The sequence below is a fragment of the Promicromonospora sp. NPDC110617 genome (assembly GCF_055598465.1).
In genome coordinates this window covers 11,569-32,445 of record NZ_JBVKBM010000002.1, presented here as the reverse complement: position 1 = coordinate 32,445, position 20,877 = coordinate 11,569, and the positions used below count along the sequence as shown (strand labels likewise).

General features: G+C 72.5%; 22 protein-coding genes. 13 read left to right on the top strand and 9 right to left on the bottom strand.

What is annotated here, in order from left to right; all coding sequences use genetic code 11:
• Positions 1-131: 131 nt before the first annotated feature.
• The gene (locus tag ACZ7LE_RS10960; RefSeq protein WP_470403335.1) at positions 132-1,013 is read left to right on the top strand and encodes an LLM class F420-dependent oxidoreductase; all 882 of its coding nucleotides are present in this window, start codon (positions 132-134) and stop codon (positions 1,011-1,013) included.
• A 36-nt stretch (positions 1,014-1,049) separates the two neighbouring features.
• Here ACZ7LE_RS10960 and ACZ7LE_RS10955 read toward each other — a convergent pair whose 3' ends face one another.
• A complete protein-coding gene (locus tag ACZ7LE_RS10955) occupies positions 1,050-1,721 on the bottom strand; it encodes an ANTAR domain-containing protein (RefSeq protein WP_470403334.1) in 672 nt (223 codons plus the stop codon).
• Positions 1,722-1,768: 47 nt separating this feature from the next.
• Positions 1,769-2,632 carry a UbiA family prenyltransferase gene (locus ACZ7LE_RS10950; protein WP_470403333.1) on the bottom strand — a complete coding sequence of 288 codons (864 nt, stop codon included), beginning with the start codon at positions 2,630-2,632 and terminating at the stop codon, positions 1,769-1,771.
• Between the two features lie 67 nt (positions 2,633-2,699).
• Here ACZ7LE_RS10950 and ACZ7LE_RS10945 point away from each other — a divergent pair, with 67 nt between their 5' ends.
• The 7 genes from ACZ7LE_RS10945 to ACZ7LE_RS10915 all read left to right on the top strand — a co-directional run bounded on the left by ACZ7LE_RS10945 (position 2,700) and on the right by ACZ7LE_RS10915 (position 8,643).
• Positions 2,700-3,782 carry a type III polyketide synthase gene (locus ACZ7LE_RS10945; protein ID WP_470403332.1) on the top strand — a complete coding sequence of 361 codons (1,083 nt, stop codon included), beginning with the start codon at positions 2,700-2,702 and terminating at the stop codon, positions 3,780-3,782.
• A gap of 1 nt (position 3,783) precedes the next feature.
• Complete coding sequence (locus tag ACZ7LE_RS10940; protein ID WP_470403331.1) at positions 3,784-4,311, top strand: isoprenylcysteine carboxyl methyltransferase family protein; 528 nt, start codon at positions 3,784-3,786, stop codon at positions 4,309-4,311.
• Between the two features lie 5 nt (positions 4,312-4,316).
• Positions 4,317-5,438 carry an NAD(P)/FAD-dependent oxidoreductase gene (locus ACZ7LE_RS10935; protein ID WP_470403330.1) on the top strand — a complete coding sequence of 374 codons (1,122 nt, stop codon included), beginning with the start codon at positions 4,317-4,319 and terminating at the stop codon, positions 5,436-5,438.
• Positions 5,439-5,535: 97 nt separating this feature from the next.
• Positions 5,536-6,075 carry a toxin-antitoxin system HicB family antitoxin gene (locus ACZ7LE_RS10930; RefSeq protein ID WP_470403329.1) on the top strand — a complete coding sequence of 180 codons (540 nt, stop codon included), beginning with the start codon at positions 5,536-5,538 and terminating at the stop codon, positions 6,073-6,075.
• A gap of 83 nt (positions 6,076-6,158) precedes the next feature.
• Positions 6,159-6,998 (top strand): DUF4097 family beta strand repeat-containing protein, encoded by an 840-nt coding sequence (locus tag ACZ7LE_RS10925; RefSeq protein ID WP_470403328.1) that lies wholly within the window; start codon positions 6,159-6,161, stop codon positions 6,996-6,998.
• Between the two features lie 47 nt (positions 6,999-7,045).
• Positions 7,046-7,882 carry an ABC transporter ATP-binding protein gene (locus tag ACZ7LE_RS10920; RefSeq protein WP_470403327.1) on the top strand — a complete coding sequence of 279 codons (837 nt, stop codon included), beginning with the start codon at positions 7,046-7,048 and terminating at the stop codon, positions 7,880-7,882.
• Entirely contained in the window at positions 7,879-8,643 is a 765-nt protein-coding gene (locus ACZ7LE_RS10915; protein WP_470403326.1) for an ABC transporter permease, read from the top strand. Before ACZ7LE_RS10920 ends, ACZ7LE_RS10915 begins: the two co-directional genes overlap by 4 nt.
• Positions 8,644-8,744: 101 nt before the next feature.
• Here the strand turns inward: ACZ7LE_RS10915 and ACZ7LE_RS10910 are convergent, their stop codons facing one another.
• Together ACZ7LE_RS10910 and ACZ7LE_RS10905 are read right to left on the bottom strand one after the other, a co-directional pair.
• Complete coding sequence (locus ACZ7LE_RS10910) at positions 8,745-9,464, bottom strand: ABC transporter permease (RefSeq protein ID WP_470403325.1); 720 nt, start codon at positions 9,462-9,464, stop codon at positions 8,745-8,747.
• Between the two features lie 23 nt (positions 9,465-9,487).
• On the bottom strand, positions 9,488-10,384 hold the full coding sequence (locus tag ACZ7LE_RS10905; protein ID WP_470403324.1) for an ABC transporter ATP-binding protein: 897 nt from the start codon (positions 10,382-10,384) through the stop codon (positions 9,488-9,490).
• A gap of 163 nt (positions 10,385-10,547) precedes the next feature.
• Between ACZ7LE_RS10905 and ACZ7LE_RS10900 the strand changes: the two genes are divergently transcribed.
• A complete protein-coding gene (locus ACZ7LE_RS10900; protein ID WP_470403323.1) occupies positions 10,548-11,747 on the top strand; it encodes a sensor histidine kinase in 1,200 nt (399 codons plus the stop codon).
• Here the strand turns inward: ACZ7LE_RS10900 and ACZ7LE_RS10895 are convergent.
• Genes ACZ7LE_RS10895 through ACZ7LE_RS10885 form a run of 3 tightly spaced genes read right to left on the bottom strand, consistent with a single transcriptional unit; the run spans position 11,731 to position 14,573 of the window.
• Positions 11,731-12,903, bottom strand: coding sequence for an SGNH/GDSL hydrolase family protein (locus tag ACZ7LE_RS10895; protein ID WP_470403322.1), 1,173 nt, complete (start codon positions 12,901-12,903; stop codon positions 11,731-11,733). The two genes, ACZ7LE_RS10900 and ACZ7LE_RS10895, sit on opposite strands and share 17 nt — an antisense overlap.
• 14 nt (positions 12,904-12,917) lie before the next feature.
• Positions 12,918-13,499, bottom strand: coding sequence for a TetR/AcrR family transcriptional regulator (locus ACZ7LE_RS10890; protein ID WP_470403321.1), 582 nt, complete (start codon positions 13,497-13,499; stop codon positions 12,918-12,920).
• Positions 13,500-13,529: 30 nt separating this feature from the next.
• The gene (locus tag ACZ7LE_RS10885) at positions 13,530-14,573 is read right to left on the bottom strand and encodes a DUF418 domain-containing protein (RefSeq protein WP_470403320.1); all 1,044 of its coding nucleotides are present in this window, start codon (positions 14,571-14,573) and stop codon (positions 13,530-13,532) included.
• Between the two features lie 249 nt (positions 14,574-14,822).
• Here ACZ7LE_RS10885 and ACZ7LE_RS10880 point away from each other — a divergent pair, with 249 nt between their 5' ends.
• On the top strand, positions 14,823-16,043 hold the full coding sequence (locus ACZ7LE_RS10880) for a TerC family protein (RefSeq protein ID WP_470403319.1): 1,221 nt from the start codon (positions 14,823-14,825) through the stop codon (positions 16,041-16,043).
• Here ACZ7LE_RS10880 and ACZ7LE_RS10875 read toward each other — a convergent pair.
• Both ACZ7LE_RS10875 and cynS read right to left on the bottom strand, forming a co-directional pair.
• Positions 16,040-16,852, bottom strand: a complete 813-nt coding sequence (locus ACZ7LE_RS10875) for a formate/nitrite transporter family protein (RefSeq protein ID WP_470403318.1) — start codon at positions 16,850-16,852, stop codon at positions 16,040-16,042. The two genes, ACZ7LE_RS10880 and ACZ7LE_RS10875, sit on opposite strands and share 4 nt — an antisense overlap.
• A gap of 26 nt (positions 16,853-16,878) precedes the next feature.
• Positions 16,879-17,331 (bottom strand): cyanase, encoded by a 453-nt coding sequence (cynS, locus tag ACZ7LE_RS10870; RefSeq protein WP_470403317.1) that lies wholly within the window; start codon positions 17,329-17,331, stop codon positions 16,879-16,881.
• Positions 17,332-17,532: 201 nt separating this feature from the next.
• Between cynS and ACZ7LE_RS10865 the strand changes: the two genes are divergently transcribed.
• From ACZ7LE_RS10865 to ACZ7LE_RS10855, 3 genes are all read left to right on the top strand, one after another.
• The gene (locus tag ACZ7LE_RS10865) at positions 17,533-18,324 is read left to right on the top strand and encodes a helix-turn-helix transcriptional regulator (RefSeq protein WP_470403316.1); all 792 of its coding nucleotides are present in this window, start codon (positions 17,533-17,535) and stop codon (positions 18,322-18,324) included.
• Positions 18,325-18,425: 101 nt separating this feature from the next.
• A complete protein-coding gene (locus ACZ7LE_RS10860; RefSeq protein ID WP_470403315.1) occupies positions 18,426-19,208 on the top strand; it encodes a DeoR/GlpR family DNA-binding transcription regulator in 783 nt (260 codons plus the stop codon).
• A gap of 291 nt (positions 19,209-19,499) precedes the next feature.
• A complete protein-coding gene (locus tag ACZ7LE_RS10855) occupies positions 19,500-20,876 on the top strand; it encodes an ABC transporter substrate-binding protein (protein WP_470403314.1) in 1,377 nt (458 codons plus the stop codon).
• The last annotated feature ends 1 nt before the right edge of the window (position 20,877 follow it).

Sequence of the window (20,877 nt, the reverse complement as noted above, 5' to 3'; positions counted from 1 at the left end):
TCAACGCCGGGTCCGGACGGCGCACCACCACAGGCCCGAACCTCACCCGGTCCGGCCGCCCCGTCCGTGCGCCGGTGGCAGATCACGACAGCGGTGTCAGACCATGACAGTCGAGTGCTAGGGTCGGTGGCATGGATCTTGGGCTGCACTACTACACGTTCACCCACCCGGAGTGGGAGACCACCCTGGCCGACCGCCTCACCGAGACCGCGCAGATCGCCGACGAGGGCGGTGTGAACCTCTTCACGGTGATGGACCACTGGTTCCAGATGCTCAGCGCCGGCGGGCCGTACGAGCCCATGCTGGAGGGCTACACCACGCTCGGCTACCTGGCCGGCGTCACCACGAACGTCCGGCTGAGCCTGCTGGTCACGGGCGTGACCTACCGGCGTCCGGGCCTCCTGGCCAAGACGGTCTCCACGCTGGACGTGCTCTCGCGCGGCCGCGCGATGCTGGGTATCGGGGCGGCCTGGTACGACCGGGAGCACGCGGGCCTCGGCGTGCCGTTCCCGTCGACGGCGGAGCGGTTCGAGCGCCTGGAGGAGACCCTCCAGATCTGCCGCCAGATGTGGTCGGAGAACGACGGCGCCTACGAGGGCAAGCACTACCAGCTCGCCGAGACGATCAACCTGCCGCAGCCGCCGCGCGGCACCGTCCCGGTGATGATCGGCGGCGGTGGCGAGCAGAAGACGCTGCGGCTGGTGGCCCAGTACGGGCAGGCGTGCAACCTGTTCGGCGGGCCCGGCGACGAGGCGCTGGCGACGGTCGCGCACAAGCTGGACGTGCTGCGCGGGCACTGCGACCGGCTCGGCACCGACTACGACGCGATCGAGAAGACGATGTTGTACCAGGGCGACGCGACCGGCGACACGGACGCGTTCCTCGCGGACATGGAGCGGTACCGGGCGCTGGGCGTCTCGCTCGTGGGCCTGATGCCGACGCCCTACGAGAACCCGGTCCCGTGGGCGACCGCGCTGGCCGAGCAGGTCGTGCCCCGGCTGAACGAGGTCTGACCGGTCGGGAGGAGCCCGGCGCCGGGGCGGCCCCGCTCAGGCGCCGGGCTCCTCCTCGGGCGGCGGTGCGTCGGTGACCACCAGCGCACGCAGGATGGTCTCGGCCACGTCCCGCTGTGTCACGTTACGGTTCCTGGAGGCGGACTCGATGATCCGTCGCGCCTCGTTCTCGCTGGTGTCGTTGGAGTGCATGACGGCCCCGACGGCACGCTCGATCGCGGCGGTGTCGGAGAGCTGGCGGTAGAGACCCGCGGTGGCGTCCTCCAGCTCGGCGAGCTCCAGGTGCAGGGCGACCAGGGACGCGGCGAGCTGGGCGTACCCGTCCGCAGCGGTCAGGAGCTCGTTGGTCCAGGGGTCCGGCGCGCGGGAGTAGAGGTTCAGCGCGACAGCGACGTCGTCGTTGACGAAGGCGGGCACCGCCAGCGCGGAGACGAACCCCTCCTGCAGGGTCTGGGCGCGCCAGGCGTGCCAGCCCGCCGTGTCGGCGACGACCGGCACGACCTGGACCGTCCGCAGGTCGATGGAGTCGACGCAGGGTCCGGTCTCGGCCCGGGCCTCCGCCTGGTCGCACCGGCCGGCAGCGGCGGTGCTGCTGCCCGCGGCGACCGACACGCCGTGCTCGCGGAAGATGATGCTGGCCTCGAGGCCGGAGCCGAGCACGGTGGCCGCTCGGCGGGCGAGGTCGTGGGGGGACGTCGAGATTCTCATCGCATCGGACCTACCTTCGTCGCCAGGCCGGGCGCCTGGTTCTCACACTATGCGCCGGGGCTCACGGCGATGTCCTGCGCGGCCAGCGCCAGCAGCACGACGCACACCACGGCGACGCACAGGCTGAGCGCGAACGGCGCGCGGCTGCGGGGCCGGGTCACGGCCACGACGCCGGCGGCCAGGGCCAGGACGACGGCGACCGCGCCGCCGGCCCAGGCGGCAGGTGCCGGGGGCCCGGCCGGCCCGACGACCACGACGGCGACCGCCGCGGTCAGGAGCGTGGGCGCGAGCACGCCGGACGCTTGGCGGCCGAGCCGGTGGGGCAGGCCCCGGACGCCGGTGGCGGCGTCGTCCTCCAGGTCGGGCAGGGTGTTGGCGACGTGCGCGCCCACCCCCAGCAGCGCGGCGGCGAGCACCGCCCACGCGGCAGGGACGCCGGGGCCGGGCGCCGCGAGCACGACGAAGACCGCCAGCAGCCCGAACGAGAGCGCGTAGGGCAGCCAGGACCAGGCGGTCGACTTGAGCCGGGCGTTGTAGGCCCACGCCCCGGCGACGGCCACCAGGTGCGCGGCCCCGGCCACGAGGCCCGCCGCCAGCGACGTGCCGACGCAGACGGCGAGCGCCGTGAGCGCGGCGGTGCGCAGGGTGGCGGCCGTGACGAGCCCCTGCACGACGGGCTTGTCGGCGCGGTGCACGGCCAGGTCGCGGGGTGCGTCGATCCAGTCGTTGGACCATCCGACGGAGAGCTGGCCGGTGCCGACGGCCACGGCGACCAGCGTGACGACGTCGGCGGGGGACCCGAGGGCGGCGGCGAGCCCGGCGGCCAGGGCGGTGACCACGGCGGCGGGGGCGGGGTGGCTCGCGAGCACGAGGCCGCGGCCGAGGCGGCGGGCACCGGTGCCGGTCATCATGGGCGGCACGGTAGTCCTGGTGGGCGCTCCCCGCGCGGCTGGGCTGGTCCTGGGTCAGGATGCTTAGGTGTCGCGCGTCGTTGCGGTCGAGGCGGTCCTGCCTCGGCACGTCTACGCCCAGGAGGCGATCACCGAGGCCGTGGCGCCTCTGGTGACGCCGGACCCGTCGCGGGCCGCGCTGCTGCGCCGGCTGCACGCGAGCGCCGGGGTGCGCAGCCGGCACCTGGCGCTGCCGCTGGAGGAGTACGCGGGCCTGGGGTCGATGGGCGCGACCAACGCGGTGTTCGTCCGGGAGGGCGCGCTGCTGGCGGAGGAGGCCTGCCGCCGGGCGCTGGCCGCGGCGGGGGTCGAGCCGGCGGAGGTCGACCACGTGTTCGCCACGTCGGTGACGGGGGTGGCGGCGCCGTCGCTGGACGTGCTGCTCTCCGAGCGGCTCGGCCTGCGCGGGGACGTGCGGCGCACGCCGTCGTTCGGTCTCGGCTGCGCGGGCGGGGCGGGCGGGCTGGCGCGGGTGCACGACCACCTGCTGGGCCGGCCGCGCGACGTGTCGCTCCTGGTCGCGGTCGAGCTGTGCTCCCTGACGCTGCAGCACCGCGACGACTCGGCGGCCAACCTGGTGGCGTCCGGGCTGTTCGGTGACGGCGCGGCGGCGGCCGTCGTCGTGGGCGCGGAGCACCCGCTGGCGCGCGCGGAGGGCGGACGCCGGACGGCCCGCGTGCTGGACACCCGCTCGCAGCTCTACCCCGGCACCACGGACGCCCTGGGCTGGGAGGTGCGGGACACCGGGTTCGCGATCGTCCTCTCGGCCGACCTGCCCGACCTGCTGGGCGCGCACCTGCTCGCCGACGTGAAGGGGCTGCTGGCCGACCACGGCCTCACGCCCGCCCAGGTGCCGGCCTGGGTGGTGCACGCGGGCGGGCCGCGCGTGATCGACGCGGTGCGGGACGCGCTCGGCCTGTCCGAGGACGCCGTCCGGGAGAGCCGTGCGAGCCTCGCGAGCGCGGGCAACCTCTCCTCGGTCTCCGTGCTGGACGTCCTGGCCAGGACCCTGGAGGCCGCCGAGGCGCCGCCCGGGACGCCCGCCGTGCTCATGGCGTTCGGCCCCGGGGTGTCGTGCGAGCTGGTGCTGCTGCGGCTGGAGGGGCGCTGAGATGCTCGGGTTCTACGTGGCGCTCGTGGCGGCGACGGGTGTGGAGCGCCTCGCCGAGCTCGTCGTCTCGGCCCGCAACGCGCGCTGGTCGTTCGAGCGCGGCGGCGTCGAGTCGGGCCGGGGGCACTTCCCGGCGATGGTGGCGCTGCACACCGGGCTGCTGGTGGCGTGCGTGGCGGAGGCCGTGCTGGCCGACCGCCCGTTCCTGCCGTGGCTGGGCTGGCCCATGCTCGTGCTGGTGCTCGCGAGCCAGGCGCTGCGCTGGTGGTGCGTCTCCACGCTGGGGCACCGCTGGAACACCCGCATCATCGTCGTGCCGAACCTGCCGCTCGTGACCGGCGGGCCGTACCGGTGGCTGCGCCACCCCAACTACGTGGCCGTGGTGGTCGAGGGGATCGCGCTGCCGCTGGTGCACACCTGCTGGGTCACGGCCGTCACGTTCACCGTGCTGAACGCCGTGCTGCTGGCGCGGTTCCGCATCCCGGCCGAGGACCGGGCGCTCCGGCAGGCCGTGCCCGGGGTGGGGTGAGCGGCATGGGCCGGGCCGCCGCCGACGCGGACGTCCTGGTGGTGGGCGCCGGGCCCGTCGGTCTGGCCGCCGCGGTGCACGCGCGCGCCGCCGGGCTCGACGTGCTGGTCGTGGACCACCGGGCCGGCACCCTCGACAAGGCCTGCGGCGAGGGCCTGCTGCCCGGCGCGCTGCGGGCCGTGCAGGCGCTCGGTGCCGACCCGCCGGGCCACGTGCTCACCGGGATCAGCTACCGGGCGCCCGGCCGGCACGCCGACCACGAGTTCACCGCCGGACCCGGGCGGGGCGTGCGGCGCACCGCCCTGCACGACGCCCTGCGGGCCCGCGCCGCCGACGTCGGCGCCCGCCGCACCTCCGGGCGGGTCACCGCGCTGCGGCAGGACGACGCGGGGGTCGAGATCGAGGTGACGCCCGGGGGTGCGGACGGCGGCGGCCACCCGGCCCGCGACTCCGTCACCCTGCGCGCCCGCTGGCTGCTCGGGTGCGACGGCCTGCACTCCGTCGTCCGCCGCCTGGCCGGGCTCGACGTCCGCCCCGGACGCCGGACCGGGCGGGGCTCCGGCCGGCCGGCCCGCCCTCGGTACGGCCTGCGCCGGCACTTCGCTGTGACGCCCTGGACCGACCTGGTCGAGGTGCACTGGTCGCCGCACGCCGAGGCCTACGTGACGCCGGTCGGCGACGGCGTCGTCGGCGTCGCGCTGCTCGCGCCCCGCACCGTGACCGGCGCGGGGTTCGACACGCTGCTGCGCTCGCAGTTCCCGGAGCTCGCCGCCCGGCTCGACGGCGCCGAGCCGACCGGGACGGTGCTCGGCGCGGGCCCGCTGCGGCGGCGGTCGCGGCGGCGCACCGCGGGACGGGTGCGGCTCGTGGGCGACGCGTCGGGGTACGTCGACGCACTGACCGGCGAGGGGGTCCGAGTGGGCCTCGCGCAGGCCGACGCCGCCGTCCGCCACCTCGAGGACCCGGCGGCGTACGAGCGTGCCTGGCGGACCGTCACGCGCGACTACCGCGTGCTCACCTCGGGGCTGCTCGCCTGGGCGGAGAGCCCCGCCCGCGCCGCCATCGTGCCCGCCGCGACGCGGGCGCCGTGGCTCTACGGCGCCGTCGTGGACCGCCTGTCCCGCTGACCCCGCCCGGCCCCGCCAACCCCCGCGGCGAAGACGTGGTGTCATTGGTGGCGTCAAAGGGCTTGCAGTGACACCACGTAGGTGTCATGATGGTGCCATGGACCTGAACCGATACGCCGACGAGCTCCAGCGTCAGCTCGCCACGGCAGCCGCCGCCGGCGGTGACGACGCCCGCGAGCTCGCCGCCCGCCTGACCGCACCGCTGGATGCCGCCGCGCGCCTCGTCCTGCTCAGCGCCCTCTCCGACGCCGCCGGGGAGATCTCCGCCGAGCTCGCCCCGGGCTCGGTCGACGTGCGGCTGCGCGGCGGCTCCCCGGAGTTCGTCGTCAACACGCCGGCGGCCCCGGCCGGGCCTGCCGCGCCGGCGCCCGCCGCCCCCGCAGCGCCTCCCGCCCCGGCCGCACCGGCGTCGGCCCAGGTGGAGGGCGAGGCGGGGGCCACCACCCGCACCACCCTGCGCCTGCCCGACCACCTCAAGGCGCAGGCGGAGCTCGCCGCCGCGCGCGACGGCGTCTCGGTCAACACCTGGCTCGTGCGGGCGGTCGCCGCCGCCGTCGAGCGGCCGCCCGGCCGCGCGGCCGAGCCGGCCGGCCCCGAGCAGCGCGCCAACAGCCGCGTCACCGGGTGGGTGCGCTGACCCGCCCGCGTGACACCACCGCGACACCACTGACATCGCCGCAGACATCACCACCATCGTTCACACCGCCTTGGAGCCTTGCCATGCCTACCTTCCCCGCCCCCCACCCGGTCCCCGTCGTCGTGGACGTGCCGTTCGGCAACCTGCACGTCGTCGCCGGCGAGCGGGACGACGTCGTCGTCACCGTGCTGCCCACCGACAAGAAGTCCGGCAGCGTGCGCGCCGCCGAGGAGGTCCGCGTCGAGCGGGACGGCGACGCCGTGACCATCACCTACCCGAACTCGTGGAAGCAGTACGTGCTGCCCTTCGCGGCCGGCACCGCCGACATCACCGTCGAGCTGCCCGCGGGCTCCGAGCTGCGCGGCAAGACCGGCTCGCTCTACGTCGAGGGCGCCCTCGCCTCCGTCGACATGACCCTCGCGTCCGGCAACGTCACGCTGGACGACGTCGACCGCGTCACCCTCAAGGTGTCCGCCGGTTCGGTGAACGCCCGCCGGGTCGCCGGGCCCGCCGACATCAAGGTGAGCGCGGGCTCGGTGCGCGTCGACGAGGTCGCGGGCGACGCCACGATCCGCGCGAGCAACGGCACCACGACCGTCGGCTCCGTGACCGGCACCCTCCAGGTGCAGGGCGCGCACGCCGACATCATGGTCAGCCAGGTGCGCGGCACCCTCACCGTGAAGTCCGCCCACGCGGGCATCCGGGTCAACAACCTGGAGTCCGGCAGCGCCACGCTCACCACGTCCTTCGGCACCATCGAGGTCGGCGTGCCCGAGGGCGTGGCCGCCTACCTCGACGTCGTCTCCGAGCACGGCAGCGTCCGCAACCACCTGACCCCCACCGAGGGTCCGGTCGAGAACGAGTCGACCGCCGAGATCCACGCCAGCACCGGCTACGGCGACATCGTCGTCCGCCGTCCCTGACCCCCGAGATTTCCCCAGTGCTTGACCCCAGCGAAGGAGAACTGGACATGACCACCGACCAGGCCACGACACCCGCCATCCGGGTGCACGGCATCGAGAAGTCCTTCAAGGACCTGCACGTGCTGCGGGGCGTCGACTTCGACGTCGCGGCCGGCAGCATCTTCGCCCTGCTCGGCTCCAACGGAGCGGGCAAGACCACGCTCGTGCGGATCCTGTCGACGCTGCTCAAGGCCGACGCGGGCACCGCCACCGTGCACGGCTTCGACGTCGGCACCCAGGCCGGCGACGTGCGCGAGTCGATCAGCCTGACCGGGCAGTTCGCCGCGGTCGACGAGATCCTCACGGGCCGGGAGAACCTGGTGCTCGTGGCGAAGCTGCGCCACCTGCCCGACCCGGGCGCCGTGGCCGACGGCCTGCTCGCCCGCTTCTCGCTGACCGACGCGGGCGGCCGCCGCGCCGGCACCTACTCGGGCGGCATGCGCCGCCGGCTCGACATCGCGATGAGCCTGATCGGCAACCCGCCGATCATCTTCCTCGACGAGCCCACCACCGGGCTGGACCCGCAGGCCCGCATCGAGGTGTGGCAGACGGTCAAGGAGCTCGCGAACAACGGCACCACCGTGCTGCTGACCACGCAGTACCTCGACGAGGCCGAGCAGCTCGCCGACCGCATCGCGATCCTGCACAAGGGCACCATCATCCAGAACGGCACCCTGGCCGAGCTCAAGGCGCTCCTGCCGCCGGCCAAGGTCGAGTACGTGGAGAAGCAGCCCTCGCTGGAGGACGTGTTCCTCACCCTGGTCGGCGAGCCCGACCCCACCGAGAACGGCACCCCCGACGACACGACCAGCGGCACCGCCGCGGCAGGAAAGGAAACCCGATGACCTCCCACGTCCTGGGCGACACCGGTGTGCTCACCGGTCGCTCCCTGCGCCACATCCTGCGCAGCCCCGACACGATCATCACCACGGCCGTCACGCCGATCGCGCTGATGCTCCTGTTCGTCTACGTGCTGGGCGGCGCCATCAACACCGGCACCGGCGAGTCGTACGTCAACTACATGCTCCCCGGCATCCTGCTCATCACCATCGCCTCGGGCATCGCGTACACCGCCTACCGGCTGTTCCTCGACATGCAGGGCGGCATCTTCGAACGCTTCCAGTCGATGCCGATCGCGCGGTCCAGCGTGCTGTGGGCACACGTGCTCACGTCGGTGGTGTCCAACCTGATCTCGGTGGCGATCGTCATCGGCGTCGCGCTGCTCATGGGGTTCCGCACCGGCGCCTCGCTGCTCGACTGGCTCGCCGTGGCCGGCATCCTGGTCCTGTTCACCCTCGCCCTGACCTGGCTCGCGGTGATCGCCGGGCTCTCGGCCAAGACCGTGGACGGCGCGAGCGCGTTCAGCTACCCGCTGATCTTCCTGCCGTTCATCAGCTCGGCGTTCGTGCCCACCGAGACCATGCCGGGCCCGGTCGCCTGGTTCGCCGAGAACCAGCCGGTGACCTCGATCGTCGACACGATCCGGGCCCTGTTCGCCCAGCAGCCCGTCGGCAACGACATCTGGATCGCCCTCGGATGGCTCGTCGGCATCCTCGTCGTCGCTTACGCCTTCGCGATCGCCGGGTACAAGCGCAAGATCAGCTGACGCCGCCTCCCTCGCGCCGTCGGCCGCAGGACAAGAGCGCCGCGCCGTCCGCCCCACCCCAGGGAGCGGACGGCGCGGCGCCGTCGTGCGCGGGGCGCGGCTCAGTGCCGCGGCTCCCAGCGGAACATCCGCAGGGCGAGCGTGACCGCCACGACCACCCAGGCGAGCGTGGGCGCGAGCAGCAGCAGCGAGTCGCCGAGCGGCACGCCGCCGTTCCAGGCGTTGACGATCAGCTCGGTGGCCGCGCCGCCCGGCAGCAGCCGCTTGAGCAGCGTGAGGTCCTCCGTGCCGGTGATCCCCACCCAGCTCGTGACGGCCACGACCCCCAGGCTCAGGGGCAGCGAGGTGACCTGGGCGTGCTCGGGGGAGTTGGTGATCCCCGCGGTGGCCAGCCCCAGGGCGAGCATCATGACGAACGTCGCCACGACGGCCAGCACGAGGAGCGGCACGTCGGCGGGCCCGCCGCTCAGCCCGGCGAACACCGCGAGGATCAGCCCCACCTGCACCGCGGAGAGCACGCTGATCGGCAGCACCAGACCGGTCAGGATGGAGGCGTCGCTCGCGGCGGTGGAGCGCAGACGCTTGAGGAAGAGGTCCTGCCGGCGGGCGGCCAGGGTGGTCACCGTGGTGGCGTAGAGGCTGAACGCGGCGATGGTGAAGACGATCACGGCGCCGATGTAGCCGAGGCTGCCGATCTGCTCGAACGTCTCCCGGAACCGGATGAAGAAGACGCTGGCCGCCACGGGCATGATCAGGCTGGTGATCAGCACGGCCCGGTTGCGGAGGATCTGGGTCAGCTCGCTGCGCGCGATGGAGAGCATGGTGGTCGTTTCCGTTTCTCGGGTCAGGCGGGGACGGGTTCGGCCTCGATGGCGCGGAACACGTCGTCGAGCCGGGTCGGTGCGGCGGACAGGCCCACCAGCTCGACCGAGTGCGCGTCGGCCCAGTCGAGGAGCAGCTTGAGGTCCTGCTGCAGGTCGAAGGTCTCGATCTGGTAGGACCCGTCGGCCAGCGGCGCGGCCTGCAGCAGCGGCGCGGGCGCGCCCGGCGGCAGCGCGAACCGGATGGCGGCCGGCAGGGTGCGGGTCAGCTCGGCCACGGTGCCCTGGTGGCGGAACGCGCCGTCGTGCATCAGGCCGATGCGGTCCGCGCGCTGCTGCGCCTCCTCCAGGTAGTGGGTGGTCAGCACCACGGTGGACCCGTCCTCCCGGAGCTGCTCGACGGCGTCCCACAGCGCGTCGCGCGACTGGATGTCCAGCCCGGTCGTGGGCTCGTCCAGGAAGACCAGCTCGGGCCGCCCGTACACGGCGGTGGCGAAGTCGAGCCGCCGCTTCTCGCCGCCGGAGAGCTGCGACACCCGGGTGTCGGCCTTGCGGGTGAGGTCGACGACGCCCAGCACCCGCTCCGCCGTGTCGGCGCGGCCGCTGAGCCGTCCGATCAGACGGACCGACTCGGCCACGGTGAGGTCGGGGGAGAACCCGCTCTCCTGGAGCATGATCCCCATGCGGGGCCGGACCGCGCGCCGGTCGGCGGGGTCCTTGCCGAGCACGCGCACCGTGCCCGACGTCGCCCTGCGGTGCCCCTCGACGACCTCCAGGGTCGAGGTCTTGCCCGCACCGTTGGTGCCCAGCAGCGCGTACAGCTCGCCCTGCTCCACCTGGAACGAGAGGTCCTTGACCGCGTGGAAGTCGCCATAGGTGACGTTCAGCCGGTCGATGTCGATGGCGGGGGTTGTCGTCATGCCGTCCAGCACACCCGCTGCGGGCGCCCCGGACCAGTGTGCTCACGTCAGGTCTGCGGCATGACATCCCGGGGCGGAACGTATGACGCAGCGTCACTGCTGCGCCCGCCCACGGCGACCATACTGGGAGGGGTTCCCTGCCGATCGACGAGAAGACCCACCCATGACCGCCGGATCTGCTCGCCCGGGGCGCGGCCCGTTCCCCGCGGCCCCCTGGTCGCCCGACGCCACGCGGCTCTCGCGGCGGCGGTTCCGCACGCTCAACCTGTCGATGATGCTGCCGCTGCTCGTCGCCGTCGGCGTGTTCATGCTGGTGCGCCAGGCGCAGACGCCGCTGGACGTCGTCGTCCTGGGGCTCGGGATCGTGGCGGTGGTGGTGGCCTTCGAGCGCTGGACGGTCGGGGAGATCAACCGGGTCGCGCTGCCGTGCCTCCTGGTCGCCGCGGCGGTCTGGCCCTACGGGGTGCTGGCGATGGACGGCGACCCGCAGGCGGCGTACTACTCGCTCGCCGTCATCGGCGGCATGAGCGTCGCCCAGCTCCCGCGCCACCGCGGGGCGGCGGCGGTCGGGATCGCCGCCTACGTGGCGGCGGTCGGTGCGCTGGGCCTGGCCCGCACCGCCGATCCCGGGGTGGACGAGCTGCTCGCGAACGTCGTCATCCCGACCGGGGTCACCGTGGTGCTGATCGGCCTGATGTTCCCCAACAAGGGGTTCTACGACGTCATGGCGGAGCTGGAGGAGGCGCGCGAGCGCGACGCGGAGCTCGCGGTGGTGCGCGAGCGGATGCGGTTCGCGAGCGACCTGCACGACATCCAGGGCCACACCCTGCACGTGGTCAAGCTGAAGATCGCCCTGGCCCAGAAGCTGCTGCACAGCGACACCGCACGCGTGGAGCAGGAGCTGCGCGAGATGTACACGCTGGTGGGCGACACGATCGCGCAGACCAAGGAGCTGGCCTACGGGCAGCGCAAGCTCAACCTGTCCGCGGAGCTGGAGAACGCGCGCAACCTCCTGGAGGCGGCGGGCATGCGCGTGCGGGTGGACCGCCGCGCCGAGGCCGGCGCCCGCGCGACCGACCTGCTGGCGCAGGTGCTCCGGGAGACGACGACGAACATCCTGCGGCACTCGCGGGCCACGCTGGTGCGCATCGAGCTCACGGGGCACAGCCTCACCGTGGTCAACGACGGCGTCGCCGACGACACGCTCCCGGAGCTGCGCGGGCTCGCCACCCTCTCGCGCCGCGTGGCGGACGACGGCGGCGAGCTCACCGTGCGGATCGAGGACGGCCGGTTCGTGACGGCCGCCGTCTTCCCCGCGCAGGCCCGGCCCGCGCCGTCGCGCGCCGCTACGCCCGCGCCGTGACGCCGGCGGGCCGCCCGAACGGCCCGTCCTGGGCGAACGCGTGGTCGGCGAACCGTTCGCCGATCAGCCGGTGCGTGGCGGTGTCGGGGTGCAGCGCGTCCGGCAGCGGGTGCACGACGGCGTCGTCCGCCCCGTACAGGGTGGTGCCGTCCAGGTAGTGGAGGTTCGGGTCGTCCGCGCGGTGCTCGACGACGGAGGCCAGCGCGTCGCGGATGACCCGCAGCGTGAGCTTGCCCTGTGCCTGCTCCTCGGGGCGGCCCGTGGCGCGGAAGCGCACGTGGTCGGTGCCGAGGCTGTCCGGGTCGACGGCGCCCGGGCCGGGGGTGTCCTCGTGGATGCCGCAGAAGATCGGCGAGACCAGCAGGAGCGGCGTGGTCGGGTGCCCGTCGCGGATCGTGTCGAGGAACCCGTGCACGGCCGGCACGAAGGTGCGCAGCCGCATCCCGTCGAGGTTCACGACGTTGATGCCGAGCTTGACGCTGATCAGGTCCGCGGGCGCGTCCCGGATCGTGCGCGCGACGAACGGGTCCACGAGCGCGTTGCCCCCGAACCCGAGGTTGCGCAGCTCGACGTCCGCGCGGCGCGCGGCGACGGCGGGCCAGATCTGGGTCGGCGTGCTCGCGTTGGAGCCTTGGCTGATCGAGCTGCCGTGGTGCAGCCACACCCGGCGGTCCGGCTCCACCGGGGTGACCGGCTCATCGGTGCGCAGCCCGATCAGCTCGACCGACTCGTTGTGCGGCAGCCAGATCTCGACGAGCTTGTCGCCGGCGGGCAGGCCGTCGAACGTCGTGGTGTGCGAGGTGCCGCACAGGAACTCGGTGGCGCCGGTCTGCAGGTCGGACTCGAGCACGTCGCCGCCGGCGAGCGGGCTGCTCGCCACGACGGCGCCGTCGACCACCAGGTCGACGCTGCCGCGCGGGCGGTCCGCGCCGCGGTAGGCGAGCCGCGACGGGTGGGTCTCGAGCGCGACGGTGCGCGCCCCCGTCCGGAAGGCCACGCGGACGCCGGAGGGCTGGGCCTCCATCATGAGCAGGTGCGGGTCGGGGAACTGCGTGCGGGCCCACTGCGGCAGGCGGTGCGGGCGCAGGCCGCGGGCCGTGGTCTCGATCTCGGCCGCGCCGTGCACGAGGGACGGGGTCAGGGGTGTGCTGAGCATGGGGTGTTCCTTGGTCAGGGGTGTTCGGATTCGGCGGGCCAGGCGCGCAGGAGGGAGTCGAGCGCGACGACCGTCCTGCGCCAGGAGACGTCGGGCGCGGGCTCGCTGTGGTCGAAGCTGCCGATGCGCTCCAGGGCGAGGTAGCCGTTGATCGTGCTGCCGAGCAGCCGCGTCACGTGCACGCGCTCGCCGGGCGGGATGTCGTAGCCGCGCAGGACGGCGTCCGTGAGGGTGACGATCGACCGGGCGGCGTCGGACGCGACAACGGTGGGCCCGGCCCGGCGCTGGAGCGCTTGCCACCGACCCGGCGACTGCCGGGCGAACGCGCGGTGCGCCTCGGCCAGGCCCTCCAGCGCGGGAAGTCCGGCACGGCCCGCGACCGCCTCGGCGACCCTGGCGGACAGGTCCGCCAGGGCGACGGCGCTGACGCCGTCCACGAGCGCCGCATGGTCCCGGACGTGCGAGTACAGGCTGGGCGTGCGGACGCCGAGGCGGCGGGCGACCGCCGAGAGCGTGACTGCCTCCAGCCCGCTCTCGTCGGCCAGCGCCGCCGCCTCGGCGATCACCGAGGCGGACGTCAGGGGTGTGCGGGTCATGGACCCAGCCTACACCCTTTAGGTTTTTGCCTACTGATATTCGGTCGCGTCGACCCGGCGCCGCATGCTCGCCGGCCGGAGCCAGGTCGCGGTGCGCCACAGCCACTCGACGGGGCCGTAGACGAAGTGCCGGAGCCAGAGCCGGCTGAGCACGGACTGCACCACGATCAGCACCAGGGCCAGGACCACCACGGGCGCCGCACTGGTCATGTGGCCGAAGTCGACGACCAGCGCGATCAGCGCCACCACGACCGCGGCGCCCACGTAGTTGGTCAGCGCCATCCGGCCCAGCGGCTCGAAGAAGGCCGCGATCGCCCGGCGCGCCGGGGTGCGCCAGAGCAGCGCCAGGCCGGTGGTGTACAGCACGGCCATGACCAGGCCGGCCACGGAGCCCGCCGTCGAGAAGCGGGGGTCGCCGGCGGACGTGTTGGTCTGCCAGACCAGGGCCGGCACGGTCAGGACGGCGGCGCTCGCGAACACGATCGCGACCGCCCGGCCCGAGGACTCCAGGGCCTTGGGCAGGCCGTAGGCGGTGGCTCCCGCGCCCAGCAGGATGAGGCCCGGGACGGACGGCAGGCCGCCGCCGAACACCGCGTAGGCCACGGCGGTGAGCGCGACACCGCCGGCCAGGGTGACCCAGCGGGGCGCGAACGCGACGACGGGCAGCATCAGCAGCCCCACGACGCCGTACTCGATCAGGACGTTCCCGGGGTAGGCGAGCATCAGCAGCCCGCCGATGACCGACAGCGCGACCAGGCGGCGCACCAGCACGAGGACCGGTCGTGCGGAGCGGGCGCGGGCGCCGTCGAGCACGATCCAGAGGCTCATGCCGAACAGGAGGACGAAGATGGGCACGAACCGGGTCTGCACCGTGAGGTAGAGCGCGTCGAGCACCGGGTCCTGGACCGGGGCGCCGCCCTCCAGCATGCGGGCCATGCCGAGCCGGGTGATGTCCACGGCGTTGACCAGCAGGATCCCGAGCACGGCGAAGCCGCGCAGCGAGTCGATGAACCGCCAGCGGGGGCGGGTGCCGGTCGGGGGAGGGGCCGCGAGGGCCGTGTCGGGTGCGCTCATGACGGCCATCCAAACAAGGGGTGGGTGGCGACGTCGTCCGACCCCGAGACGATCTTCGGGACGGGGGCGTAGGGGTGAACCCTGGGTGAATCCCCGAGGCCGACGAATTCCATGCGTTCGACGAGAACCGACCAGCGTCGCCGGGGTAACCTCGGAGGCCTCGCCTCGTCCGGACACCAGCCTCCTCGTTGCCCGAACCGTTGGTCGTGGGCACCGAGCGGCTCCGTCCCTCGACCGAAAGCAGGCCGCATGGATGTCTCGCCGCTCGTCTGGACGCTCACGGTCGCAGGGATCGTGCTGCTGCTCCTCTTCGACTACTTCTTCCACGTGCGCAAGGCGCACGTCCCCGGGCTGAGAGAGGCCGCGATCTGGTCCTCGGTCTACGTGGGGATCGCGCTGCTCTTCGGGGTGGGCGTGCTGGTGCTGGGTGGGGTCGCCGCGGGGTCGGAGTACTTCTCCGGCTACATCACGGAGAAGGCGCTGTCGGTCGACAACCTGTTCGTCTTCCTCATCGTCATGACGAGCTTCCGCGTGCCGCGGGAGGACCAGCAGAAGGTGCTGCTGTTCGGTATCACGTTCTCCCTGGCCGCGCGCACCGGGTTCATCTTCCTCGGCGCGGCCCTGATCAACTCCTTCGCCTGGGTGTTCTACATCTTCGGGCTCATCCTGCTGGTCACGGCCGGCAACATGCTCAGGCCGGAGAGCTCGGAGTCGAGACACGACGAGAACATCGCGGTGCGGGTGGCTCGCAGGCTGTTCCACACGAGCCCGGACTACGACGGCGACAAGCTGTTCACGATCTACGACGGCAAGCGGGCGCTGACCCCGATGCTCCTGGTCATGGTCGCGATCGGCGGCACCGACCTGCTGTTCGCGCTCGACTCGATTCCCGCGATCTTCGGCCTGACGCAGGACGTGTACATCGTGTTCACGGCCACCGCGTTCTCGCTCCTGGGCCTGCGCCAGCTGTACTTCCTGCTGGACGGCCTCCTCGACCGGCTGATCTACCTCTCGTACGGGCTGGCCATCATCCTCGCCTTCATCGGGGTCAAGCTGGTGCTCCACGCCCTGCACGAGAACAACGTGCCGTTCATCAACGGTGGTGAGCCGGTCCCGGTCTTCGAGATCAGCACCGGTCTGTCGCTGTCGGTCATCCTCGGCGTGATCATCGTGACCGTCGTCGCCTCCCTGTGGAGCAAGGCGGGGCGCGCGCAGACGGCGATCGCCAACGCGCGCCGGCACGCGACCGAGTACCTGGACCTCGGCTACACGGCCGACCACGCCGAGCGCATCCGGGTCTACGCCGCGCTCTGCGAGGAGGAGACGACGATCAAGAACCTCGGCGAGAAGTACCGGCAGAAGGCCCGCGACGAGAGCGAGCTCATGGATCTCCTGCACCGGGCGCACACCGAGCACGACGAGTCGGTGAAGCGGGCCGTCCGCGACGGGACGGCCCGGGAGATGCCCTAGCGGAGCACTCTGGCCGGGGACGTCCTGAGGTGCGTGTGATAGATCATGATTCCGACGAACATCAGTCCTCCGACGAGATTTCCGAGAACGGTCGGCAGCTCGTTCCAGAGCAGGTAGTCGCCGATCGTGAAATTGCCGCCGAGCATGAGCCCTATCGGGAAGAGGAACATGTTGACGACGGAGTGCTCGAAACCCATGTAGAAGAACACCAGGATGGGCATCCACATCGCGATGACCTTGCCGGAGAGGCTGTCGGACATCATGGCGCCGACGACGCCGGTCGAGACCATCCAGTTGCAGAGCACCCCGCGCACGAAAAGGGTGAGCATGCCGGCCATTCCGTGCTCCGCATAACCCACGGTCCGGCCCTCACCGATCACCCCGATCGCCTGGCCGACCTCGCTCGGCGGGCTGGAGAAGCCAAAGGTGAAGACGATGGCCATGAGCAGTGCGGTCGTCAGCGCCCCGGCGAAGTTTCCCAGGAAGACGAGTCCCCAGTTACGGAGCACCGCAGCGGCCGTCACGCCAGGGCGCTTGTCCAGCCACGCGAGCGGAACGAGCGTGAACACGCCGGTCAGCAGGTCGTAGCCGAGCAGGTACAGCATGCAGAAGCCGACCGGGAAGAGCACGGCGCCGATGAGCGGCTGACCGGTCTGCACGCTGACGGTGACGGCGAAGGCGGCGGCCAGGGCGAGGATCGCGCCCGCCATGTAGCTGCGGATGAGGGTGTCGCGGGTGGACATCAACGCCTTGGACTGGCCGGCGTCGACCATCCGGATCGCGAAGTCCTTGGGGGCTACGTAAGACATGAAGGGGCTCCGTATCGAGGTCTGGGTCACCACTGGTACTTCAGGAACTTGCCGTCGATGACGACGCGCACCCGGTCCCCGTCCGGGTCCTCACGGCGGGAGATCTCGACGTTGCAGTTGATCGCGCTCATGATGCCGTCGCCGAACTCCTCGTGGATGGCTTCCTTGAGGGCCGGGCCGTAGACGTCCAGGAGCTCGTAGAAGCGGTAGATCGTCGGGTCCGCCCGGAGGGAGTCGCCGTTCAGGCGGTACGGCTGCTCCTGGAGGGCGGCGACGGTGTCCTCGTCGAGCGCGAGCAGCCGGCCGACGGCCTCGGCGACGTCGGCGGGGACCGGGTGCGAACCCAGGAGCGCGGCGATGGTCCACAGCAGGGGGCGGTCGACCTGTTCGGCGATCTCCGCCCAGGTCGTTCCTGACCGGCGCCGGGAGTCGCGGACGTCCTGCGTCGCTGCCTCGCGCGTGCTGTTCCACGTGGTCATCTGTTCTCCGGTCGGAAGGAGGCGGTCGGGTGCCGCCCGTGTGCCTTCATCTCACCGAACGGGCACCGCGCACTCCTAGGCCGTTTGCGAACGGCAATGCGCAGAAAGCGAAGCGGCAGCGTCCTTTTACGAGCGTGAAACGTCTGCGCAACGAGTGCGGGATCGCCCTGCGCGTACGGTCCCCGGAGAACGGAGGAGCCGATGGCCGGACTGGCGCAATACCCGACGAAATTCACCGCCGAACCTGCCGCGGACCGGCTGCTGCTCGCGGATGTGGTCAGTGCGGCTCCCGTTCCTCTGTGGGTCATCGGATCCGAAGGATTCGTGGTCGTCGCGAACCGGGCAGCGGTCACTTTCCTCGGCTACCGGAACGAGCTCGATCTCATCGGTGGTCCCAGTCACGAGCTGCTCCACCGCAACCGGCTCGACGGGACCGCCTATCCACCCGACGAGTGTCCGATCATCTGCGCGCAGGGACTGGAGCACCAGGGCGAGGAATGGTTCGTGACGCGTGCGGGGGACCCACGCCCGGTGCACTGGTCGACGAGAAGGCTCAACGACACGGGCGCGACGGTCCTGAGCTTCACGCCCCGTGCCGGCGACGCCCTGCGGCACAGGGCTGAGGAGCGGCTGCGCGACTCGGCGCCGACGCCGCATCCCGTCCGGTCGCGTGCAGTGCTGCGCGACGGGCTGTACGCGATCATCCACGAACGGTTCGCGGACCCCCTGTTCTCCGTGGCCGACCTTGCCGCCGAGGCGCACGTCTCGGTGCGCTCGCTGCAGGCTCTGTTCGCGGACGTCGGACGGTCGCCCGCGTCCGAGGTGCGGCGGATCCGGCTCGAGTTCGCGCACAGCATGCTGGAACGGGGGCACGGCGTGCAGACGGCGTGCCAGCGCTCTGGGTTCCTCGACCCGGGATCGTTCGGACGGGCCTTCCGGCGCCGCTTCGGCTATGCCCCGAGCCAGGTGCGTCCGCCGGCGGCGCGCGGTTAGGACCTGCCCGGTGGGCGGGGCTGATCCCCACGCAGGGCTTCCGGGATGCGCGGGTACGCGGCAGACTCAGGGGCCGGAGCCCGACGACGGGAGGCGTGGCGATGGTGCTCGACGCGAGCGCCGGGAGGCAGGCCGCGCGGTCCGCGGAGCTGCTGGCCCTGGTGCGGCGGCGCGGCCGGATCGAGGTGAGCGAGTCGGCCCGGATGCTGGCCGTCTCGCAGGAGACCGTGCGCCGCGAGCTGCGCAAGCTGGAGGCGCAGGGCCTGGTGCGCCGCAGCTACGGGCTCGCCTTCCCGGTGGAGACCAGCTCGTTCGAGACGGCCCTGTCCCAGCGCCGGGAGAGCTTCCCGGAGGAGAAGGCGCGGATCGCCGCCGAGGTGGCGCGGCGGCTGGGGGAGGCGCGGACGATCTTCGTCGACGAGGGGTTCCAGCCGCTGCTCGCGGCGCGCGCCCTGCCGACCGACCGCGAGCTGACCCTCGTCACGTCGTCCCTGCCGGTCGCCACTGAGCTGTCGGCCCGGCCCAACGTGCAGGTGATCATCATCGGCGGGCGCGTACGCGGCAGGACGCTGGGCGTGGTCGACGGTGCGGCCGTGGACATGCTGCGCACCTTCCGGCTCGACCTCGGGCTGATCGGCGCGAACGGCGTGACCGTCGAGGACGGTCTGACCACGCCCGACCCGGCGGTCGCGAGCGTCAAGGCTGCGGCGATCGAGGTGAGCCGGCGTCGCATCTTCATCGGGGCGCACCACAAGTTCGGCGTGACCAGCTTCGTGCGGTTCGCCGGCCTGGACGACTTCGAGGCGATGATCACCGGCACGCAGCTCGGCGCGGCGCGGGCGCGCGCGTTCCATGCCGCAGGGGCGGAGATCGTCCAGGTCTGAGGGCGTGACCGGTCGACCCCTCGGGGCCAGCAGTTCGTGCCCGGTGCGGGATGCGTTTTCCCAGGTGACGGCGCGGTGTAGAACCGGGCAGAACGGACCGGGGCGTCGGCCGTGCGGGCGTCCGGCGCCTGTGCCCGCCCCGCCGTCGGGCCTCAGGACCCCACGCCGCTGTGCGATACCACAGTCTCGTTGACCGTTTGGGTTTCACCCTCGTTGACCCGGTTTGTGGCCCGGCCCACGATGTGCGGCACCACGACACCTCACGACGACGTGACCAGAAGGGTCGAAGCAATGATGCTCACGAGAACTGCGCGCCGCCAGGCCGCGCCCGCCGGCCTCGCGGCCGCGACGCTCGCGCTGGCGCTGACCGCCTGCGCCGGAGCGGGAGGCGGCGGGAACGGCGACGCCGCCGGACAGGACGGCGGTCCCGTCGAGCTCACGCTCGCGACCGTCAACAACCCGCAGATGAAGGACATGGAGGAGCTGAAGTCCGCGTTCGAGGAGGAGCACCCGGACATCACGGTGAACTTCGTCCAGATGGAGGAGAACGACCTCCGGGACGCCGTCACCAAGGACGTCGCGACCGACGGCGGCCAGTACGACATCGTCACGGTCGGCTCCTACGAGGTGCCGATCTGGGCCCAGAACGGCTGGCTCACCGACCTGACGGGCGACCTGGAGTCCGACGCGGACTACGACGTCGACGACCTGTTCGAGCCGGTCAAGGACGCGCTGACGGTCGACGACTCCCTGTACGCCGTCCCGTTCTACGGCGAGTCCTCCATGCTCATGTACAACAAGGAGCTGCTCGACGAGGCGGGCGTGACCATGCCCGAGCACCCGACGTGGCAGGAGGTCGCGGACATCGCCCGCGAGGTCGACTCGGACGACGTCGACGGCATCTGCCTGCGGGGCAAGCCCGGCTGGGGCGAGGTCTTCGCGCCGCTGACGACGGTCGTGAACACGTTCGGCGGGAGCTGGTTCGACGCCGGGTGGAACGCGCAGGTCGACCAGCCCGAGTTCGCCGAGGCCGTCCAGTTCTACGTGGACCTCGTCGAGGACGCGGGGGAGGCCGACCCCGTCTCCACCGGCTTCACCGAGTGCCTGAACAACGTGAGCCAGGGCCGGTCCGCGATGTGGGTGGACGCGACGGTCGCGGCCGGCCTGCTGGAGGACCCGGAGTCGTCGCAGGTCGCGGGCAAGATGGGCTACGCCCACGCGCCGGTGGTCGAGACGGAGGAGTCCGGCTGGCTGTGGTCCTGGAACCTCGCGATCCCCGAGACCACGCAGAACCGGGACGCCGCGGTCGAGTTCGTGAAGTGGGCCACCAGCAAGGAGTACCACCAGCTCGTCGGCACCGAGCTCGGCTGGAGCCGCGTGCCCCCGGGTGCGCGGAACTCGACGTACGAGATCCCCGAGTACGAGGAGGCCGCGGCGTCCTTCGCGCCCATCACGCGGGACATCATGCTCGCCGTGAACCCGGAGCAGCCGGGCGTGGCACCGCAGTCGTGGACCGGCATCCAGTACGTCACCATCCCGGAGTTCCAGGACCTCGGGAACCAGGTCTCGCAGGACCTGGCCGACGTCTTCGCGGGCCGCAGCGAGCTCGCCCCCGTGCTCGAACGCGCCCAGGACCTCGCCCAGAAGGCGGGCGACGCCCAGAAGTAGG

What these genes read in the sequence shown, in the direction of transcription:
- ACZ7LE_RS10960 (WP_470403335.1), top strand. Translation starts at nt 132, where the DNA reads ATGGATCTTGGGCTGCACTACTACACGTTCACCCACCCGGAGTGGGAG.
- ACZ7LE_RS10955 (WP_470403334.1), bottom strand. Translation starts at nt 1,721, where the DNA reads ATGAGAATCTCGACGTCCCCCCACGACCTCGCCCGCCGAGCGGCCACC.
- ACZ7LE_RS10950 (WP_470403333.1), bottom strand. Translation starts at nt 2,632, where the DNA reads ATGATGACCGGCACCGGTGCCCGCCGCCTCGGCCGCGGCCTCGTGCTC.
- ACZ7LE_RS10940 (WP_470403331.1), top strand. Translation starts at nt 3,784, where the DNA reads ATGCTCGGGTTCTACGTGGCGCTCGTGGCGGCGACGGGTGTGGAGCGC.
- ACZ7LE_RS10935 (WP_470403330.1), top strand. Translation starts at nt 4,317, where the DNA reads ATGGGCCGGGCCGCCGCCGACGCGGACGTCCTGGTGGTGGGCGCCGGG.
- ACZ7LE_RS10930 (WP_470403329.1), top strand. Translation starts at nt 5,536, where the DNA reads ATGGACCTGAACCGATACGCCGACGAGCTCCAGCGTCAGCTCGCCACG.
- ACZ7LE_RS10925 (WP_470403328.1), top strand. Translation starts at nt 6,159, where the DNA reads ATGCCTACCTTCCCCGCCCCCCACCCGGTCCCCGTCGTCGTGGACGTG.
- ACZ7LE_RS10920 (WP_470403327.1), top strand. Translation starts at nt 7,046, where the DNA reads ATGACCACCGACCAGGCCACGACACCCGCCATCCGGGTGCACGGCATC.
- ACZ7LE_RS10915 (WP_470403326.1), top strand. Translation starts at nt 7,879, where the DNA reads ATGACCTCCCACGTCCTGGGCGACACCGGTGTGCTCACCGGTCGCTCC.
- ACZ7LE_RS10910 (WP_470403325.1), bottom strand. Translation starts at nt 9,464, where the DNA reads ATGCTCTCCATCGCGCGCAGCGAGCTGACCCAGATCCTCCGCAACCGG.
- ACZ7LE_RS10905 (WP_470403324.1), bottom strand. Translation starts at nt 10,384, where the DNA reads ATGACGACAACCCCCGCCATCGACATCGACCGGCTGAACGTCACCTAT.
- ACZ7LE_RS10900 (WP_470403323.1), top strand. Translation starts at nt 10,548, where the DNA reads ATGACCGCCGGATCTGCTCGCCCGGGGCGCGGCCCGTTCCCCGCGGCC.
- ACZ7LE_RS10895 (WP_470403322.1), bottom strand. Translation starts at nt 12,903, where the DNA reads ATGCTCAGCACACCCCTGACCCCGTCCCTCGTGCACGGCGCGGCCGAG.
- ACZ7LE_RS10890 (WP_470403321.1), bottom strand. Translation starts at nt 13,499, where the DNA reads ATGACCCGCACACCCCTGACGTCCGCCTCGGTGATCGCCGAGGCGGCG.
- ACZ7LE_RS10885 (WP_470403320.1), bottom strand. Translation starts at nt 14,573, where the DNA reads ATGAGCGCACCCGACACGGCCCTCGCGGCCCCTCCCCCGACCGGCACC.
- ACZ7LE_RS10880 (WP_470403319.1), top strand. Translation starts at nt 14,823, where the DNA reads ATGGATGTCTCGCCGCTCGTCTGGACGCTCACGGTCGCAGGGATCGTG.
- ACZ7LE_RS10875 (WP_470403318.1), bottom strand. Translation starts at nt 16,852, where the DNA reads ATGTCTTACGTAGCCCCCAAGGACTTCGCGATCCGGATGGTCGACGCC.
- cynS (WP_470403317.1), bottom strand. Translation starts at nt 17,331, where the DNA reads ATGACCACGTGGAACAGCACGCGCGAGGCAGCGACGCAGGACGTCCGC.
- ACZ7LE_RS10865 (WP_470403316.1), top strand. Translation starts at nt 17,533, where the DNA reads ATGGCCGGACTGGCGCAATACCCGACGAAATTCACCGCCGAACCTGCC.
- ACZ7LE_RS10860 (WP_470403315.1), top strand. Translation starts at nt 18,426, where the DNA reads ATGGTGCTCGACGCGAGCGCCGGGAGGCAGGCCGCGCGGTCCGCGGAG.
- ACZ7LE_RS10855 (WP_470403314.1), top strand. Translation starts at nt 19,500, where the DNA reads ATGATGCTCACGAGAACTGCGCGCCGCCAGGCCGCGCCCGCCGGCCTC.